This is a genomic window from Psychrosphaera haliotis (assembly GCF_009728465.1).
Classification (GTDB): Bacteria; Pseudomonadota; Gammaproteobacteria; order Enterobacterales; family Alteromonadaceae; genus Psychrosphaera; species Psychrosphaera haliotis.
The window spans coordinates 100443-118332 of record NZ_WOCD01000001.1; the positions used below are offsets into that span (position 1 = coordinate 100443).

General features: G+C 38.7%; 15 protein-coding genes and 1 pseudogene. 9 read left to right on the forward strand and 7 right to left on the reverse strand.

The features are described 5' to 3' along the window. Positions 1 to 39: 39 nt before the first annotated feature. Together pgl and zwf are read right to left on the reverse strand one after the other, a co-directional pair. Positions 40 to 690: a 6-phosphogluconolactonase gene (gene pgl / locus GNP35_RS00450; protein ID WP_155693517.1), complete on the reverse strand. Its 651-nt coding sequence runs from the start codon at positions 688 to 690 to the stop codon at positions 40 to 42. Then, a complete protein-coding gene (gene zwf, locus GNP35_RS00455; protein ID WP_155693518.1) occupies positions 691 to 2160 on the reverse strand; it encodes a glucose-6-phosphate dehydrogenase in 1470 nt (489 codons plus the stop codon). Positions 2161 to 2448: 288 nt separating this feature from the next. On the opposite strand from zwf, the gene GNP35_RS00460 reads away from it, so the two are divergent. After that, positions 2449 to 3297: a MurR/RpiR family transcriptional regulator gene (locus GNP35_RS00460; protein ID WP_155693520.1), complete on the forward strand. Its 849-nt coding sequence runs from the start codon at positions 2449 to 2451 to the stop codon at positions 3295 to 3297. 310 nt (positions 3298 to 3607) lie between these two features. Beyond that, positions 3608 to 5042: pseudogene (gene pyk, locus GNP35_RS00465) on the forward strand (pyruvate kinase). 96 nt (positions 5043 to 5138) lie between these two features. Here the strand turns inward: pyk and GNP35_RS00470 are convergent. Beyond that, positions 5139 to 7406 (reverse strand): TonB-dependent receptor, encoded by a 2268-nt coding sequence (locus GNP35_RS00470; RefSeq protein WP_155693522.1) that lies wholly within the window; start codon positions 7404 to 7406, stop codon positions 5139 to 5141. A 290-nt stretch (positions 7407 to 7696) separates the two neighbouring features. On the opposite strand from GNP35_RS00470, the gene GNP35_RS00475 reads away from it, so the two are divergent. After that, complete coding sequence (locus GNP35_RS00475) at positions 7697 to 8920, forward strand: NupC/NupG family nucleoside CNT transporter (protein ID WP_414153665.1); 1224 nt, start codon at positions 7697 to 7699, stop codon at positions 8918 to 8920. Between the two features lie 53 nt (positions 8921 to 8973). Here the strand turns inward: GNP35_RS00475 and cysB are convergent, their stop codons facing one another. Continuing rightward, a complete protein-coding gene (gene cysB, locus GNP35_RS00480; protein WP_155693524.1) occupies positions 8974 to 9948 on the reverse strand; it encodes an HTH-type transcriptional regulator CysB in 975 nt (324 codons plus the stop codon). Positions 9949 to 10150: 202 nt separating this feature from the next. Between cysB and GNP35_RS00485 the strand changes: the two genes are divergently transcribed. Continuing rightward, positions 10151 to 10912 carry a hypothetical protein gene (locus tag GNP35_RS00485; protein WP_155693526.1) on the forward strand — a complete coding sequence of 254 codons (762 nt, stop codon included), beginning with the start codon at positions 10151 to 10153 and terminating at the stop codon, positions 10910 to 10912. Continuing rightward, a complete protein-coding gene (locus tag GNP35_RS00490; RefSeq protein WP_155693528.1) occupies positions 10906 to 11358 on the forward strand; it encodes a GNAT family N-acetyltransferase in 453 nt (150 codons plus the stop codon). Before GNP35_RS00485 ends, GNP35_RS00490 begins: the two co-directional genes overlap by 7 nt. Before the next feature lie 21 nt (positions 11359 to 11379). Here GNP35_RS00490 and GNP35_RS00495 read toward each other — a convergent pair whose 3' ends face one another. Continuing rightward, positions 11380 to 12306 (reverse strand): electron transfer flavoprotein subunit alpha/FixB family protein, encoded by a 927-nt coding sequence (locus tag GNP35_RS00495; RefSeq protein ID WP_155693536.1) that lies wholly within the window; start codon positions 12304 to 12306, stop codon positions 11380 to 11382. After that, a complete protein-coding gene (locus GNP35_RS00500; RefSeq protein ID WP_155693539.1) occupies positions 12303 to 13055 on the reverse strand; it encodes an electron transfer flavoprotein subunit beta/FixA family protein in 753 nt (250 codons plus the stop codon). The genes GNP35_RS00495 and GNP35_RS00500 overlap by 4 nt, the downstream gene beginning before the upstream one ends. Positions 13056 to 13291: 236 nt before the next feature. Here GNP35_RS00500 and GNP35_RS00505 point away from each other — a divergent pair, with 236 nt between their 5' ends. Further along, entirely contained in the window at positions 13292 to 13762 is a 471-nt protein-coding gene (locus GNP35_RS00505) for an acyl-CoA thioesterase (RefSeq protein WP_155693541.1), read from the forward strand. A 65-nt stretch (positions 13763 to 13827) separates the two neighbouring features. On the opposite strand, the gene GNP35_RS00510 is transcribed toward GNP35_RS00505, so the two are convergent. Beyond that, a complete protein-coding gene (locus GNP35_RS00510; RefSeq protein ID WP_155693543.1) occupies positions 13828 to 14577 on the reverse strand; it encodes a class I SAM-dependent methyltransferase in 750 nt (249 codons plus the stop codon). A gap of 69 nt (positions 14578 to 14646) precedes the next feature. On the opposite strand from GNP35_RS00510, the gene gloB reads away from it, so the two are divergent. The 3 genes from gloB to GNP35_RS00525 all read left to right on the forward strand — a co-directional run bounded on the left by gloB (position 14647) and on the right by GNP35_RS00525 (position 17815). After that, a complete protein-coding gene (gene gloB / locus GNP35_RS00515; RefSeq protein ID WP_155693545.1) occupies positions 14647 to 15420 on the forward strand; it encodes a hydroxyacylglutathione hydrolase in 774 nt (257 codons plus the stop codon). Positions 15421 to 15524: 104 nt separating this feature from the next. Then, a complete protein-coding gene (locus GNP35_RS00520; protein ID WP_155693547.1) occupies positions 15525 to 17153 on the forward strand; it encodes a LysM peptidoglycan-binding domain-containing protein in 1629 nt (542 codons plus the stop codon). A gap of 56 nt (positions 17154 to 17209) precedes the next feature. Next, complete coding sequence (locus GNP35_RS00525; RefSeq protein WP_155693549.1) at positions 17210 to 17815, forward strand: hypothetical protein; 606 nt, start codon at positions 17210 to 17212, stop codon at positions 17813 to 17815. Positions 17816 to 17890 lie beyond the last annotated feature (75 nt).

Sequence of the window (17890 nt, forward strand, 5' to 3'; positions counted from 1 at the left end):
CGCTAGCTAACATGACCGTCATAGGGACGTCAGTTTGATTTAAAATGCACTTATTGGTGCCTTGCGAACGTCAGTTTCTGCTGCAACTGCATTTAGAACCTGCTCTTTATTGGCCCCAACCAAATGTAAATATAGTTGTTTTGAATTTAACAACGCCGATTTACTAAATGTCATACGCTGATGAGGCGCGGTTGTAGGTTGAGTTGCAAGAATCGGTTTTAACGTTGTAAGACCATCATCGAGCTGTTCACAACATGGAAAAATAGAAGCGGTATGACCATCTTCGCCCATACCTAAAATCACAACATCAAACGGTGTTTTTATATTTGCTAGGTTTCTAGTCACTTCTTCCACAGCATCAAACGCTTCAGTGTGCGTTGTTTTCATACCAACAAAGTTTGCATTAGCAACATTGCCCTTTAATAAAAACTCTTTAACCATCGTTTCATTTGAAGCTGAATCGGTAAGTGGTACCCAGCGATCGTCAACTAAGGCTATATCAACTTTAGACCAATCTAAATCGGTACTGGTTAGCGCCGTAAACAATGGTTTTGGTGTATTGCCACCAGAAACTAATAAACTAGCACGTCCGTCATTTTTAATACCGCTGACTAGTTTTTCTATTATTTCAGCGACAAACTGTTCGTTAAGTTGAACTGAGTTTTCAAATTTCTTTATCGTAGCGTTCATTTACTCGTCCCACTCTCTATCATCTTTGGCCAGCATTGCTATTGATGCCACAGGGCCCCAAGAACCAGCTGAATAGGATTTAGGTGATTCATTAGATTTATCCCAAGCGTCTAGTATTCCGTCTACCCAAGACCAAGCTGCTTCAACTTCATCTCGTCTTACAAATAACGACTGATTTCCTAACATCGCTTCTAGCATTAAGCGTTCATATGCATCCGCAATGCGATCATCTTTGAACGTATCTGAGAAACTTAAATCAAGCTTAGTTTGCTGAAGCTCCATTTTCTCACCTAAACCAGGCACTTTATTCATTAAGTGGATTTCCACGCCTTCGTCTGGTTGTAAGCGAATTGTTAATTTATTAGCAGGAAGTGTTTTATACGTTTCTTTAAAGATATTATGAGGTAGCTCTTTAAAGTGAATTACAATTTCGGTGCCTTTAACCGGCAAACGTTTACCTGTACGCAGGTAAAATGGAACGCCAGCCCAGCGCCAGTTGTCAATATCAACTCGCAAGGATACAAAGGTTTCCGTTGAGCTGTCCGTATTAGCACCCTCTTCTTCCAAATAACCAGGTACCGCTTGACCATTAACAAAACCAGAAGTGTATTGGCCACGAACCGTTTTATCACCCGCGTTATCAGGCGTAATTGGTCTTAGAGCTTTAAGGACTTTCAACTTCTCATTTCGAATGCTGTCTGCACTCACATCTACCGGCGGCTCCATGGCCAACAGAGACAAAATTTGTAATAGATGGTTTTGTACCATGTCACGCATCTGACCTGCGTCATCGTAATAGCCCCAACGGCCTTCTACGCCAACTGACTCGGCAACCGATATTTGAACATGATCAATACACTCATGGTCCCAGTTATTTGTAAATATGGCATTAGCAAAACGAAGTACAAGAAGGTTTAAAACCGTCTCTTTTCCTAAATAGTGGTCAATTCGGTATATTTGATCTTCGTTAAAGTGTTCTGCAATTTTATCGTTGATTACTTTTGATGATTCTAAGCAGTGGCCAATTGGTTTTTCTACCACTACTCGAGTTTCTTTATTAATCAATCCGGCTGTATCCAACCCTTCACAAATAGCCCCAAACACAGACGGTGGTGTAGAGAAGTAATTCACCATAGTCCTATTTTCTTGGTCTACAACGTCTTTAATACCTTTGAAGTCTTCTGCTACGGTCATGTCAACCTGACAATATTGAAGCCTTTCAAGAAACTTCTCTTTGATCTCTTCGTCTACAGGTTCTTTTAAAAACTGTTCTAAACTGTCTGATACGACTTTTTTGTAACCATCTAAATCCAGCTCATCCCTCGCAATACCAACGATTTTGGTTTCATCCGCGAGAAGATTTGAGCGCTCTAACTTATATAGAGATGGAATTAATTTACGGCGAGCAAGATCGCCTTTGGTACCGAACAGAACTAAATCACAAGGCTTATGGCTTAGCTTTTTTGCCATTTGAAACTCCAATAAGATGGTCAGTTTATTGTAATTAAACTACATAGGTCTAATGCTATCGAACTAATGCGGGCAATGTAAACCCGAAAGTTGTAATTTTTTTACATAAAAGTGAAATTTTAACTAATTTTGTTGTTTTTAATTGGTAATTAATTTCTAATACATTACATAAAGTCGAGTTATTAAAACTGCTACCTAATTTTAACCTGTATTTTGCATAATGTGGCAGGATTTTATTAACTTCTAACAATAGTGTATTAAAGGCTTGTAAAGATTTAAGGAATAAGAATGAATATTCTTGAAAAGATAAACTTACAGATTACTACTTTTAGTAAGTCTGAACGTAAAGTAGCCGAAGTTATCATTGATAACCCTGAGCAAGCGATACATTCTAGTATTGCAACACTTGCAAAAATAGCTGATGTTAGTGAACCTACAGTCAACCGTTTCTGTCGTCGATTAGATACAAAGGGATTTCCTGACTTTAAGTTGCACTTGGCTCAAGGCTTGGCCAACGGTACACCTTATGTTAACCGACACGTTGATGAAAGCGATGGTCCTGAAGAATATACCGCTAAAATATTCGAATCTACTATGGCCTCTTTAAACAGCGCTCGCAAAAGTATTGATATTTCACAGGTTAATCGAGCAGTGGATATACTAACGCAAGCTAAGAAAATTTCGTTTTTCGGGTTAGGTGCGTCAGCCTCTGTAGCTCAAGATGCATTAAACAAGTTTTTCCGCTTTAATGTACCAGTAAACTGCTTTGAAGATATTGTAATGCAGCGTATGAACTGCATGAATAGTAGTGAGGGTGATGTGGTTATGTTGTTCTCACATACCGGCAGAACAAAACAACTCGTTGAGATTGCAGAGATAGCTCGTCAAAATGACGCAACGGTTATTGGCGTAACGTCAAAAGACTCTCCTTTGGCAAAAGAATGTAATATCTGTCTAAGTCCTGATGTACCTGAAGACACAGACTTATATATGCCAATGGCTTCTAGAATTGCGCAACTCGTTATTATTGACGTTTTAGCGACTGGCTTCACGTTGCGACGTGGTCCAAAATTTAGAGATAACCTGAAAAAAGTGAAAGACTCACTTCGTCCATCACGATTTGATAAGAGAGACTGATCAACTTTACTCAGTGCAATGCAGGGCTAAATATATTAGTGCCTGCAATTACCCCTTTGTTTGTTCTCTAAATACATATAAATCAAAATGCTACCACTTTCTAGCATCTCCTAGGGCCAAAACCATACTCTTGTCGCCCTACTTTAAAACTTCGCCGTTAAAGTCTTTATATGTTCTATAATTCACTATTAGTAATTTTGTAATATTTATTCAATAAGATGCGAATAAACCCTTGTAATTTTATTTTATTCTTTCAAAATGTAATAAAATTACATAAAACTTGTATATCAACCCTTGGAGTTTCCATTACATGACCAACGCATTGAGAAGAACAAAGATCGTTTCAACTTTAGGTCCCGCTACTGATAAAGATGACGTGTTAGAACAAATCATCGCAAGTGGCGTAAATACAGTTCGTCTTAACTTTTCCCATGGCATTGCACAAGATCATATAGATCGTGCTTTGCGTGTTCGTGAAGTCGCAAAAAAATTAAACACTTATGTTGCTATCTTAGGGGACTTACAAGGTCCAAAAATACGAGTATCTCGTTTTAAAGAAGGAAAATTTACCTTTCTGTAGGCGATAAGTTTGTTCTTGATGCTTCAATGGGCAAAGATGATGGAGACAAAACCAAGTTTCTATAGACTACAAAGACTTACCTAAAGATGTAATCCCAGGTGACTTATTGCTTCTTGATGATGGTCGAGTTCAATTAAAAGTTGAGTCTGTAGAAGGCGAGAAAGTTTTTACTGAAGTTACCGTTGCTGGGCCTTTGTCAAATAACAAAGGAATTAACCGCAAAGGTGGAGGCCTTACCGCCCCTGCACTAACAGACAAAGATAAAGCTGACATATTAACTGCAGCTGAAATTGGAGTTGAATACTTAGCGGTGTCTTTTCCACGTAACGGTGCAGACTTAGAATACGCACGAAAACTAGCTAAAGAAGCGGGCTTTGCGCCTAAGATAGTAGCAAAAGTTGAGCGAGCTGAAACCGTCGCTACTGATGAAGCTATTGACGATATTATTTCGGCATCTGATGTAATTATGGTTGCCCGAGGTGATCTTGGTGTTGAAATAGGTGACGCTGAATTAGTAGGCGTTCAGAAAAAACTAATTGCCCGTTCTAGACAGCTAAACAAAGCAGTTATCACGGCGACTCAGATGATGGAGTCAATGATATCGAGTCCAATGCCAACACGAGCTGAAGTTATGGATGTATCAAATGCTGTTTTAGATGGCACTGACGCAGTCATGTTATCGGCTGAAACAGCGGCGGGAGACTTTCCTGTAGAAACCGTTAAAGCGATGGCAAACGTATGTTTAGGCGCAGAAAAGCACCCGAGTGTTTTAAGTTCCAAGCATCGTATGGACGTTCAGTTTGATAATGTCTCAGAAACTATTGCCATGGCAACTATGTATGCGGCCAATCATATGAAAGGCATTAAGGCCATAGTGGCTTTGACTGAATCTGGCGGTATGGCTAGATTGCTATCTCGTATCAGCTCAGGCTTACCTATTTATGCAATGTCACGCCATGAAAAAACATTAAATCGCTGTGCATTGTTCAGAGGTGTTTACCCTTGTAACTTTGACTCTACACAATTTGAAGACGATGCAAGAGAAGCCCTCAAAGAGTTACTTGCCGAAGGTAGACTTAAAAAAGGTGATTTAGTGATGTTAACTCAAGGCGACAAAATGGAAACGATTGGCGCAACAAACACCATGAAAATTATGACCGTTTAAAAAGACAAGGAGCAACAACCTCTTTGTTGTTGCTTTTCTAATATATATAAAAAAGCCCAAACAAATGTTTGGGCTTTTTTATTCGTTTAAAAGAACTTAGAAAAAGTTCTTCTTAACTTCGATACCCCAGCTCATCGGCTCATTAACAATACCAGTATTGTTATTGAAATCGATTCCAGCTTTTAGGTTATCTTCGTCTGTAATGTTGCGACCAAAAATAGCAACTTCTAAATCTAAATCATAATGAACATAACCAATACGTAAACCTAGCTCAAATTGACCGTCAGTTTTGTATTCTTCTGTTTCATAAATAAATAGATTTGTGTCGCCTTGATGTGAGTAATCAGAGTAAATAAATAACTCTCCTTCATCAGCAATTGGCATTGAATAACGCGCAGTTGCCGTGAATATCGTTTTTGGTGCGTTAGGGAACGGGTTACCATCCACATATGCAGCGCCATCATCATTTAACGGATCGGTTGGTGTACATGCGCCAGAGCCACAAGTAGAAATAAGTAAGTTTTTATCTTGTAGTTCTGTGTCATTGAATGAGAAACCAGCAGTAACAGTAAGGTTTTCATTAACGCGGTACTCTGAGTCAATTTCAAAACCAGTACCTACGCCTTTACCAGCGTTAGTTAAACCAACATTGTTACCATTGCCACCAACAGCTGTTAACTGAATATCATCAATAACATAATGGAACACAGCACCGTTTAAACGAAGAGTGTTATCAAGTAAGTCAGTTTTAAAACCAGCTTCATAAGACATAATAGTTTCAGCTTCAGCTACTGAAGGGTAGCCTTCAAACGCCACATCACGGCCTTGAATAGATTGCGCACGGAAACCATTTGATAAACGAGCATAAACACTCATGTTATTATCAATAGTGTAGTTAGCCATTGCTTCCCACGACCACTGACCGTCATCAACATCTATCGGCGCATATTCTTGGATTGACGCAGCACCAATAACAACTGCAAAGCCGTCTTCATTTTGCTTACCAACGCTAATTGACTTTTCGTCGTAGGTATAACGAAGGCCACCAATAATTGTTAAATCATCATTAACTGCGTAAGTAGACTGACCAAATACTGCCCATGTCGTATTTTCATGAAATACTTCCGTAGCGCCGTAGAATCCATCTACACTTTCTACACCAAAGGAAGAATCAAAATAAAACAAACCCGTTTGCCAAGTAAGTTGGTCATTGCCGTTACTTGCAATACGAATTTCTTGCGTGAATTGCTCTAAGTCGTTCAGCCTGTCTTCAGTAATAGCACCAAATGGAATGAAACCTGGCCCGTTGCGGTTATCAGCTGTACAGAAACTATTCATTTGCCCTTCTGCACAAATATAACCACCGTCTATGTCACCCTTACTACGTCCATCTGCATTTTCCATAGCGGTAATGGAAGTTAGCATGTATGCGCCAAGGTCATAGTTTACGTTTAAGCTCCAACCGTCTTGATCGTACTCTTGAGGGTTGTTATCACCGTCATCATAAAACACTTTGTCGCGATCGTAATTAGCATTTAGCTCATTACTTCCAGTCGTTAAAATGTTTGCTCTCATTACAGAAGATGTACCTTCTAAAGAGCGATCATGGTAATTAAAAAGAATGTCTAAATCTTCAGTTGGGTTGTAAGCTAACTGAATTCTGAAAGCAGATTCATCGTGACCGCCCAATGCGTCTTTTTCACCTGTGAATGCATTATCAATCCAATCATCTTTAGACTGATCTAACACAGAAAGTCGGGCATTAAGGTCTTCAGCGATTTGACCGCCCACTGCACCTTCTAAATTAACAAGCCCAAAACTTCCCATCCCTGCTTTAACATATGCGTCAAAGTCTGAAGTTGGTTTACGGCTTGTAAACTTGATGATACCAGCTGTAGTATTACGTCCAAATAGAGAACCTTGTGGACCACGAATAACTTCAACTTGGTCAATATCAAATAGTGGGAAGCTTTTTAATACAACATTTTCCATAACCACATCATCCATAATGATAGATACTGGTTGTGAAGCTGCTAAATCAAAATCTGAGTTACCCAAACCACGCATATAAAATCGTGGAGCAACTCGTCCATTAGATGACTCTGCATATAAACCCGGAACGCGCGCTGCTAATGATAAAATATCATCGCCTGATGAAAACGTATTTTCAAAACGTTCACCCGACATAGTCGCTATTGAAACTGGAACATCTTGAATAGACTGAGTTCGCTTAAGAGCCGTTACAGTGATCTTTTCAAGTTTTGCATCGTCTTGCTCTTGGGCATTTTCTTGAGCGTTCGCGTTAAAAGATAACGACGCTAATAATGCAGCTTGGATGCTAAGTGCTAATGCAGCCTTTTTCATAAATTTATCCTGAAGATTTAGTTAGATGTCTTTTATACCAATCAATTACTCAAACAACTCATTGGATGAGGTGACTAATACAAGATATAAGCATGCGCATTGTATGTGATTTCGTAATACTTGTTTAGCATTTATTTATCTTGTTTGTCATAAAATTTTCATATCTGGTACACATATAGTGATAAATTTCACTAAAATCCAATAAAACGCTTGAATCATTTCATAATCTCCCTATGATCACGCACCGTGAAAAATAATATCTAAATTGTTAGGAGCAAGTGTTTGTGGATATTGATTGGATAAGAAGTTTATTAGGGATCACTGTTCTGTTGGTATTAGCATTTGCTTTATCCACTAACCGTCGAGCAATAAATAAACGAACCGTTATAAGTGCGTTTTTATTGCAGTTTTTATTAGGTGCCATGGTTTTATATTGGGAGCCAGGTAAAGATATATTACTCAACGTCTCTCAGACACTTTCTACCGTTTTTGACTATGCAACAGATGGCATCGTCTTTATGTTTGGTGACAAAATTGGTGGAAAGGAATTAGGGTTTATTTTTGCGGTACATATTCTACCTGTAATTGTATTCTTTTCTTCTTTAATTGCAGTTCTATATTACCTGGGTGTTATGGGTAAATTAGTAAGTGTATTTGGTGGTGCGTTACGAAAAATCACTGGCACCAGTAAGCCAGAATCTATGTGTGCTGCAGCCAATATTGTTGTTGGACAAGCTGAAGCCCCACTTGTTGTAAAGCCGTTCTTAAAAACTATGACCCGCTCAGAACTGTTTGCAGTTATGGTAGGTGGTATGGCAACCGTTGCTGGCGCAATCATCGCTGGATTAGCTAGTATTGGTATTGAACTTAAGTACCTTATTGCAGCAAGTTTTATGGCCGCTCCTGGCGGATTGTTAATGGCAAAAATGATTTTGCCTGAAACAGAAGAGCCTAAAAACGAACTGGCTGAATTAAAACTTGAAAGCTCTGGTCACGTAAACGTAATAGATGCCGCTGCCGATGGCGCAGGCGAAGGTGTTAAATTCGCAATTTCAATTGCAGCAATGTTAATTGCATTTATTGCTTTGATTGGTTTAGTAAATGGTATTCTTGGTGGTATTGGTGGTTGGATAGGCTACCCAGAGCTAACACTTCAAATGATCTTAGGTTACCTATTTAGCCCAATCGCATTTATTGTTGGTGTACCATGGTCTGAAGCACAAGTAGCTGGTTCATTCCTAGGTCAAAAACTTATCCTAAATGAATTTGTTGCTTATCTAGACTTCCTTAATTACAAAAGTGAATTAAGTGAAATGACGCAAGTTATTGTGACATTTGGTTTGTGTGGTTTTGCAAACTTGTCATCAATTGCGATACTAATAGGCGGCGTTGGCAGTATGGCGCCATCTAGACGTCATGACTTAGCTGAACTTGGTTTAAAAGCTGTATTAGCTGCGACGTTAGCAAACCTAATGAGTGCAGCCATTGCAGGTTTATTTGTGTCTCTCGCGTAACAAATATTCATAAATAAAAAAGGAGCCTCGGCTCCTTTTTTTGTATTCAAAAATCACTTTATTGGTAGAGGTACTGTTTTAAACATTTCATCTACTTCATCTTGGTTTTTTAACAAACACGCCTTTTCAACCCTGTCTTTTGTTAAATGCGGCGCGAATCTCTCTATAAAGTCATACATATAACCCCGCAAGAAACTTCCTTTTCTAAACCCAATCTTTGTTGTTGAAGCTTCAAATATATGCGAAGCATCTATGGTCACTAAGTCTGTATCGGTATCGTCCATCGCCATTGTAGCAATTACACCTATTCCAACACCTAGCCTAACGTAAGTTTTTATTACGTCGGCATCAGTAGCTGTAAATACAATTTTAGGCTGCAAGCCCTCTTCTGCAAAAGCTTTGTCTAACTCCGAGCGCCCAGTAAAACCAAACACATAGGTTACTAACGAATATTGAGCAATATCTTCGAGTTGTAGTTTTGTTTTTAATTTAGCTAAAGGATGATCTTTTTTCACCACAATGGACCGGTTCCAGTGATAACAAGGCAACATGACTAAATCATTGTATAAATGTAAAGCTTCGGTAGCTATTGCAAAGTCAGCATCTCCTTTCGCTGCGGCTTCGCTAATTTGAGACGGAGTACCTTGATGCATATGTAAGGATACTTTGGGGTATTTGTCCATAAAACCCTGTATCACATTTGGTAGAGCGTACCTTGCTTGAGTATGAGTTGTGGCAACATTTAACTTACCTTGATCTGGTAATGTATGTTCTTTTGCTACTTGTTTTATACTTTCTACTTTACTCAGAATATCTCTTGATAATTCAATGATTTCTCGCCCAGAAGGTGTAACATGTGTTAAATGTTTGCCACTTCTACCAAATACTTGCACACCAAGTTCATCTTCTAGCATGCGGACCTGCTTACTTATACCAGGTTGCGATGTGAACAAACTTTCGGCAGTCGCAGAAACGTTTAAGTTGTGGTTTTCCACTTCTACAATGTATCTCAGTTGCTGGAGTTTCATTTAATAGTTCCAAGGTTACTTATTCTAAAAATATATACATAATGTATCATTTATTCCATAAATTTTTATACATGTTCAAAGTTATATCACTACCCTAACGTAAAAAATTGTTTACTATGCAAACATAGTGACATTTGGTCTAAGATAGATACTTGTTAGTGTTATGAATTTTTAGTGTGGCCAGCCAATTTAAGGATTATTTATGCTTTTTGCCATCATCGTTGGCTTGATTCTTGGTTTAGTTGTTATCGTTGTAGTTACAAACACAATGCAACAGCAGAAAAAAAAACAAGAAGAAGAACGTCGTAGAGAAATAATAAAGTTTCGAGCAATTATCGACGAAACAGAAGAAGCTGTGCAAAATGCGGCGGGTATCCCATTGTCGAAAGAAGGCTATGCCATTCTTCTCAATCGTGAGCTTAGCGCCCTGAAAGGAATGCAAGAGTTAACGCCTGGCAATAAAGAAGTTGGCAACCGAATTCAACAAGTACAAACTAAAATCAACTCTGGTGACTTTGCTGCGGGTGACGCAGAGTCAATGACTCTTCCTGAAAACGAAAAACAGCTAATAGGTATTATTCAAGGAATTAAGAAATTCCGTATTATTCTGCGGTCGGAACATGGCAAGGGCCGTATATCCAGTGAAATTTTTGTTAAAGAAGATAAAAAATTCGAAAAACTACAACTAAGAATTAATATTGAAACTCAAATGCGTCGCGGCAAGGTCGCAATGAGTAAAAATATGAGCGGCTCAGCTCGTCAATATTTTGAAAAAGCTAAATTAACCTTAGAAAAACAAAACTACGCAGACGAATATATAATTACCCGATTGGGTGAAATTGAAGAGCTGCTCTCTCAAATTGCTAAAGATTTAAAATCTGCAAACCTTGATGATGTTAAGAAAAAACAGTCAGAAGAAAATGACGATTTAGATGCTTTATTTGCGCCTAAGAAAAAGTGGTAACTTCCGGTACGGTTGTTGAGGTTTATAATCAAGCGTCTCAAAAGCCAATCAATCAGTTTTATAAAAAGCACAAACAGAATGTAAACGCTTGCTCCAGTGACTTAATCGTTATTGCGAGGTCAACTGAAAACGCCAAGAGTGATAATACCTTGGCGTTACATCATATAGCTGGTGCCGCACTTATTAGAAATTTAAGAGCTCAGCAAGCTCCCCTTTATTTATTCCGTAGTTTATTTGTAGCCCCTGCATACCGACAAAAGAAGTTGGGTTGGTTAATAACGTCTTATACCGAAAAGCTTATAACGACCTTCCCTCTTTATACTTTATGTGAAGATAACTTAATTGAATTCTATCGTTCCTTAAACTTCAAAATTTGCCATCAAATTCCGACTGAGCTCGCCAAATTAAGTGCAAAAAAAAACCTAACGCTTATGGTTAGGTTTTAATTATTTTTATATGCCTAAACGTTAGATTGACGTTTCTAGCTCTGGTAACGCTTCAAATAAGTCTGCCACTAAACCGTAGTCGGCAACCTGAAAAATTGGCGCTTCTGCGTCTTTATTAATAGCAACAATTACTTTTGAATCTTTCATACCGGCCAAGTGCTGAATAGCACCTGAGATACCAACGGCGATGTATAAGTCTGGTGCAACAATTTTACCCGTTTGACCAACTTGCATATCATTAGGTACAAAGCCTGCATCTACTGCAGCACGAGAAGCACCAACAGCGGCACCTAACTTATCAGCAATACCATCTAGTAGCTTAAAGTTTTCGCCGTTTTGCATGCCTCGACCACCAGAGATAACAACACTCGCCGCAGTAAGCTCAGGTCGTTCAGACTCTGTTAACTCTTGAGATACAAAAGATGATAAACCGGCGTTTTGCTCAGAACCAATTGAAACCACTTCAGCACTTCCCGTTAATGCAGCTTTATCAAAAGCAGAAGTACGAATGGTAATTACTTTTTTAGCGTATTCAGATTGAACCGTCGCAATTGCGTTGCCTGCGTAAATAGGTCGTGTGAATGTATCAGAACCTTCAACTGAAATAATGTCAGAAATTTGTTCAACATCTAGCAACGCCGCAACGCGAGGCATAAAGTTCTTACCTGTAGTAGTTGCAGGCGCTAGGATGTGAGAATAGTCACTTGCTAAGTCAACAACAAGGGCACCTAAGTTTTCTGCTAAGCTATGCTCATAAGCGGCATTGTCAGCTAGCAATACTTTGCTTACGCCATCTATCTTGCTTGCTTCATCAGCTACGCCTGAACAGTTTAGACCTGCTACTAAAACAGTAATATCACCGCCAATTTTTGATGCTGCGTTAACAGCCTTTAGCGTATCTACTTTCAGTTCACTGTTGTCATGTTCTGCAACTAATAAAATGCTCATGCGATCACCTTTGCTTCATTCTTTAACTTTTCAACAAGCTCAGCTACTGATTCAACAATAACACCGCCACCACGTTGAGAAGGCTCTTCAACTTTTAATACTTTTACTTTGCTCGTTAGTTCTACGCCTAAATCAGCCGCAGGTATAACTTCTAATGGTTTACGCTTTGCTTTCATGATGTTAGGTAATGATGCATAACGAGGTTCATTTAAGCGAAGATCAGTAGTTACGATAGCAGGAAGGCTCAAAGAAACCGTTTGTAAACCGCCATCCACTTCTCTTGTTACTTGCACTTTATCAGCTTCTAAATCAACCTTTGAAGCAAACGTACCTTGAGGTAAGTTTGTTAATGCAGCTAGCATTTGGCCTGTTTGGTTATTATCAGAATCTATTGATTGTTTACCTAAGATAACTAAATTAGGTTGTTCTTTATCAACTAGCTCTTTAAGTAATTTCGCTACCTGAAGAGAACCAAGTTTCGCATCAGAATCAATTTGAATGGCTCTATCAGCACCTAGGGCTAATGCTGTACGCAACTGCTCTTGGCAAGATTTGTCACCAATCGATACAACAATCACTTCTTCAGCTTTGCCCTGCTCTTTTAAGCGAACCGCTTCTTCAACAGCAATTTCACAAAACGGATTCATTGCCATTTTTACGTTTGCTAGATCAACGTCCGAATTATCGGCTTTTACACGAGCTTTAACGTTGTAATCGATTACCCTTTTAATAGGCACTAGGATCTTCATATCTTCTCCCAAAATTTATACCGTAGCGTGGTCGCTTTCATAGTATAGGTTTGATTATCTATTTTATGGCAGACAATTTAATATCAGTTAACGTAAACGTCAACTTTAACCAAACAGTATTACGCGGTTTTCTGTAAAGAATATTGTATATCCGACAACCCTCTCGTTAATTTGTTTAAAAATATAGCAATTTTTAAATTTGCGACCACAATTAAAGGTAATTAAGGGGAAAAAATATGCATAAACCAAGTCGAGCGGTTGAGTTTCGTTTTCTAGCTGAGCCTACTGACGTCAATTTTGGCGGTAAAGTTCATGGTGGGGTTGTAATGAAGTGGATTGACCAAGCGGCGTATGCCTGTGCAGCTGGCTGGAGCGGTAAATACTGTATTACCGTTTCCGTTGGCGCTATAAGGTTTGTTCGACCCGTTTTAGTGGGTAACTTAGTAACCGTAGAAGCTAAAGTAGTCCATACTGGAAATTCCAGCATGCATATTTATGTAAGTGTTAAGGCAACTGATCCTAAGCTAAGCAACCCGTTAGAAACAAATCATTGCATCATTACCTTTATTGCCGTTGACGCGGATGGCGATAAGGTTTTGGTAGAGGCTTGGGAGCCAAAAACAAAACTCGATAAACGTTTACAACAATACGCAATTAATATGCGCGACTTATCAATTGAAGCGGAAGCTAAATTAAATAACAGTTAACTGTTTTATAAGTGTAAAGCCCAAACCCAATACAGAACCTAATTTTCAGCTATTGGCTCTGCGCTTCAGGAGTTTCGGTTGTTAAACGAACCCGTCCTAACCGCTGGGTTAAAGACAGTTTTATACTTTACTCTTGGTCTTATTGGTGTAAGTGGCCATTCTCGTTTTTTCGCAACGAGCACACAAGAACCACCAGACCAGGGAAATAACCGTTGAGCCCAATCAGCTAAATAGCTTTGGTCGTACTGATCGTCTGAGGCAAACTCAAAAGGAAAATAAGTTCGTTTTTCAAACGTTATTTCAAAGCCTAATAACTGTAACCAATCTATTATCCGGCCAATTGTGAAAAAACGGCCACGCTTAAATTCTAAAAATCGTTTATTTGGATTCAGCTTGTGAGCACTTAAAAATGAAATTGGATTGAACGCACTTATGATTAAGTTTCCATTTGGCAATAGAACTCGATGTATTTCACGTAAAACTTGATGCGGATCGGAAGTAAACTCAATAACATGATTCATTACAACAGCATCTATAGAGCTTTCTAAAAAAGGCAGCTCTTCTAATTCGCCTATAATTCCCGTGTTGTGATTTGTAGAAAGCTTTGATGACATATTGATTTGAGTATTGATTGCACATGAGTTTGTTTTTATTGCACTACTTAATGGCCCTATCTTTAAAAGGTATTGTCCAAAACAGTAGTTTAACCGCTCATCAATAATCGCTTGTTCTGAATGCAGTAATGCTTGCCCCTTGGGGATTAAACTCCAATCATCTAATAGAATCGACGTTTTATAGCCTAATGCTGGTCTCAAAAGTACCTCTTCTACTGTGAACTCCAATTAGTTAATATAGTTATAACGAAAAAAGCCTAGGAAACCAATATGTATTCAGTTGTTCGTATACCTGCATTTAATGATAACTATTTATGGTTGTTAAAAAACGAATTGAATTTAGCGGCCATTGTTGATCCCGGTGATGCAAAACCTGTCTTAAAGCTGCTTCAAGAACAAAACCTAGAGCTTAAAGAAATTTTACTGACGCATCATCACCCTGACCACATTGGTGGTGTGCAGGAACTTCTAGAACACTTCCCAGACGCAAAGGTATTTGGACCAGACACTAAAAGATTTTCTATGGTTACCCACCCTTGCACACAGGGTGATGAAATAAAACTATCTATTAGCGATATGTCTTTTACTGTTATTTCAGTGCCCGGGCATACGATTGACCACATTGCCTATTATTCAAAACCCAATATCTTTGTCGGCGATACGCTCTTTTCAAGTGGCTGTGGAAGGCTATTTGAAGGTACGCACAAACAAATGTTAACTTCTTTAAAACAACTTAGTGAGTTACCAAACAATTCGCAGGTTTATTGCGCGCATGAATATACACTTGCTAATTCAACGTTTGCATCTCATGTTTTGCCAAATAACAGCGCCATAGAGACATTTAAAACCAGTGTTCAATTAAAGCGAGAGAAAAACCAACCAACAGTACCAACCACTATTGCCGTTGAGAAATCGATTAATCCATTTTTGTTATGCCATACCAATGAGTTGCAAATCGCTATAAAAGATAAATATAAATTACAACTTCAACCGAGTGAACTTGAAACCTTCACATACTTGAGAAAATGGAAAGACGATTTTTAGAAATATAAGCAATGCATTAGCTACCCATAGTGGTTTAGGTTATTATTAACAGTAATTTTCGGCGTGCGACCCTTGCCGCCCCATTTAAAAAGTGCCTTAATTGTATGTATATAAAGAAAAATAACATTGTCATCTTAGTCTCTGCGTTAATTGCTCTTGCGGGTTGTAGCTCTACACCAATCGCTTCAAATGATACGGAAATGGTAGTTAGTGCCCCTAACCTTAATAACGCAAACAGCCCGAGCAAAATAGCAAGCCCTAGTGAAGTTGTAGACGCATTAACGCTGGCCGCACTACAACCAGAAGTAGGTTCTATTGATTTAGACGAAGAGCCTATGGAGTTTGATGATGTTTGGAACCGAATTAGCTACCAACTTTCCATTGAAATCCCGCAAAATAGACAAGTAGTCACCGAACGCAACTGGTATGCAAAACACCCGAGCTATATAACTCGCGTTGCTAAACGAGCAGAACCATTTCTTCATTTTATTGTCGAAGAAATAGAAAAAAGAGAAATGCCAATAGAGCTTGCGTTACTTCCAATTGTTGAAAGTGCTTTTGACCCTTTTGCATACTCTCATGGTAGAGCATCAGGTTTATGGCAATTCATCCCTGGCACTGGTAATCGCTTTAAGTTAAAACAAACTTGGTGGTACGACGGACGCCGTGACGTTGCAGCTTCAACAAGAGCCGCTTTAGACTATTTGTCCTTTTTACATAAGACACTAGATGGTGATTGGCTAAATGCTATTGCAGCTTACAACTCCGGTGAAGGTCGAGTTTTAAGAGCAATTAAACGAAACCGAAAAAGGCATTTACCGACTGACTTCTGGTCACTTGATTTACCAAGAGAAACGTCTGCATATGTCCCTAAGCTATTGGCACTCTCTGATCTATTAAAACGTTCTGAAGAATTTAAAGTGAGTTGGTATCCAATTGCTAATGAGCCTGCTATTTCAGTAATAGATGCTAAAAAACAAATCGACATTGCTAAAGCTGCAGAGCTAGCAGATATGGAGCTTAACGAGCTTCATAAAATGAATCCGGGCTACAATCAATGGGCTACCGATCCAAATGGTCCGCACAAATTCATCGTACCAATCGATAAAGCCGAAAGCTTTAAAGCGAATTTAAATGCTTTAAGCGACTCTGAGCGTATGGCTTGGACTCGGTATGTTGTCAGATCTGGTGACACGTTAGGCGGCATTGCTGCAAAACATAAAGTATCTATAGCCGCGTTAAGAGATATAAATAAAATAAAAGGTAATATGATTAGAGTTAAGCAAGCTCTAATGGTACCAACCTCGTCACAAGCTATTGATAATTATGAGTTAACAGCTGACAATAGATTAGTTAAAACCCAGAATAAAAAGCGTGGTTCTAGCACCAAAGAAACTTATATTGTAAAAAGCGGCGATACGCTATGGGACATAAGTAAAGCCTATAAGGTTAACTTAAGAAGCCTTGCTAAATGGAACGGCATGGCACCTACAGACCCGCTTAAGCCAGGTAAAAAATTAGCGATATGGACTAAAACGCCTACCTCAGAAAAACAAAACGGCGTAGTTCGAAAAGTAACTTATAAAGTCCGCAATGGCGACTCGTTAGCTCGAATTGCTCAAAAATTTAAAGTTAATGTGACAGACATTGCAAAATGGAACAAGTTGGATACTAAAAAGTACTTGCAGCCTGGTCAGGCCCTCAAATTATTTGTTGACGTTACAAGAAGTTAAACTAAGTTTAAAACAGACTTTGCACATTGTAAGGTCTGTTCCCTGAGGAGTTAGTATTGAAATATTTTTTTATTTTTATTGTTCTTTTAAACTCAATAGCAGCATTGGCTGAAGATAAAAGTTCTAATGGCTTTCTTCTAGAAGGTAAGTTGGTTGTTACCGACCCCTACAAGAAAACACACGAAAAGAATATGCCAATGGGGTTTTCTGATGATGGTAATTTGCAGAAGTTCATTATTGGAGAGAATCAATACAAAGTACCAGGCAAACCAGAGAAGTACAGCATTGCAATTTTACTGCAAGACAATAACTTTGTATGGGTTCAAGAGTTCCACAGCAAACCACTAAAGTCGTTTACATGGCAACTTGGTGAACATAAAATTTCACTTTATAAAGAAATATTAAGAAAACCAGTAAAGGGTGACTACATCCTGTCGATTGATGACAAAGACTACTTTTTTAACAACCGCTTGGCCCAAATAACCTTCATATTTAACGATGAAGGCATAGAAAGTTTTGATGTTAGCGGAATGGTCGCAAGTTTAGGACTTAATAGAGCTAAAGATAAGTGTGAACAACCTTCTGATGGCAGCGAATCGGATACTAGCGATGAAGAAGAAAAAGACTCTGAAGAGACTAAATGTAAACCTCCTGAGTCTTAATGCACTGACAGTATCCGCATTAATCTAGAAATCATATAGATATAAATTTTTACCGACCAAATGTTGGTGAGTGAA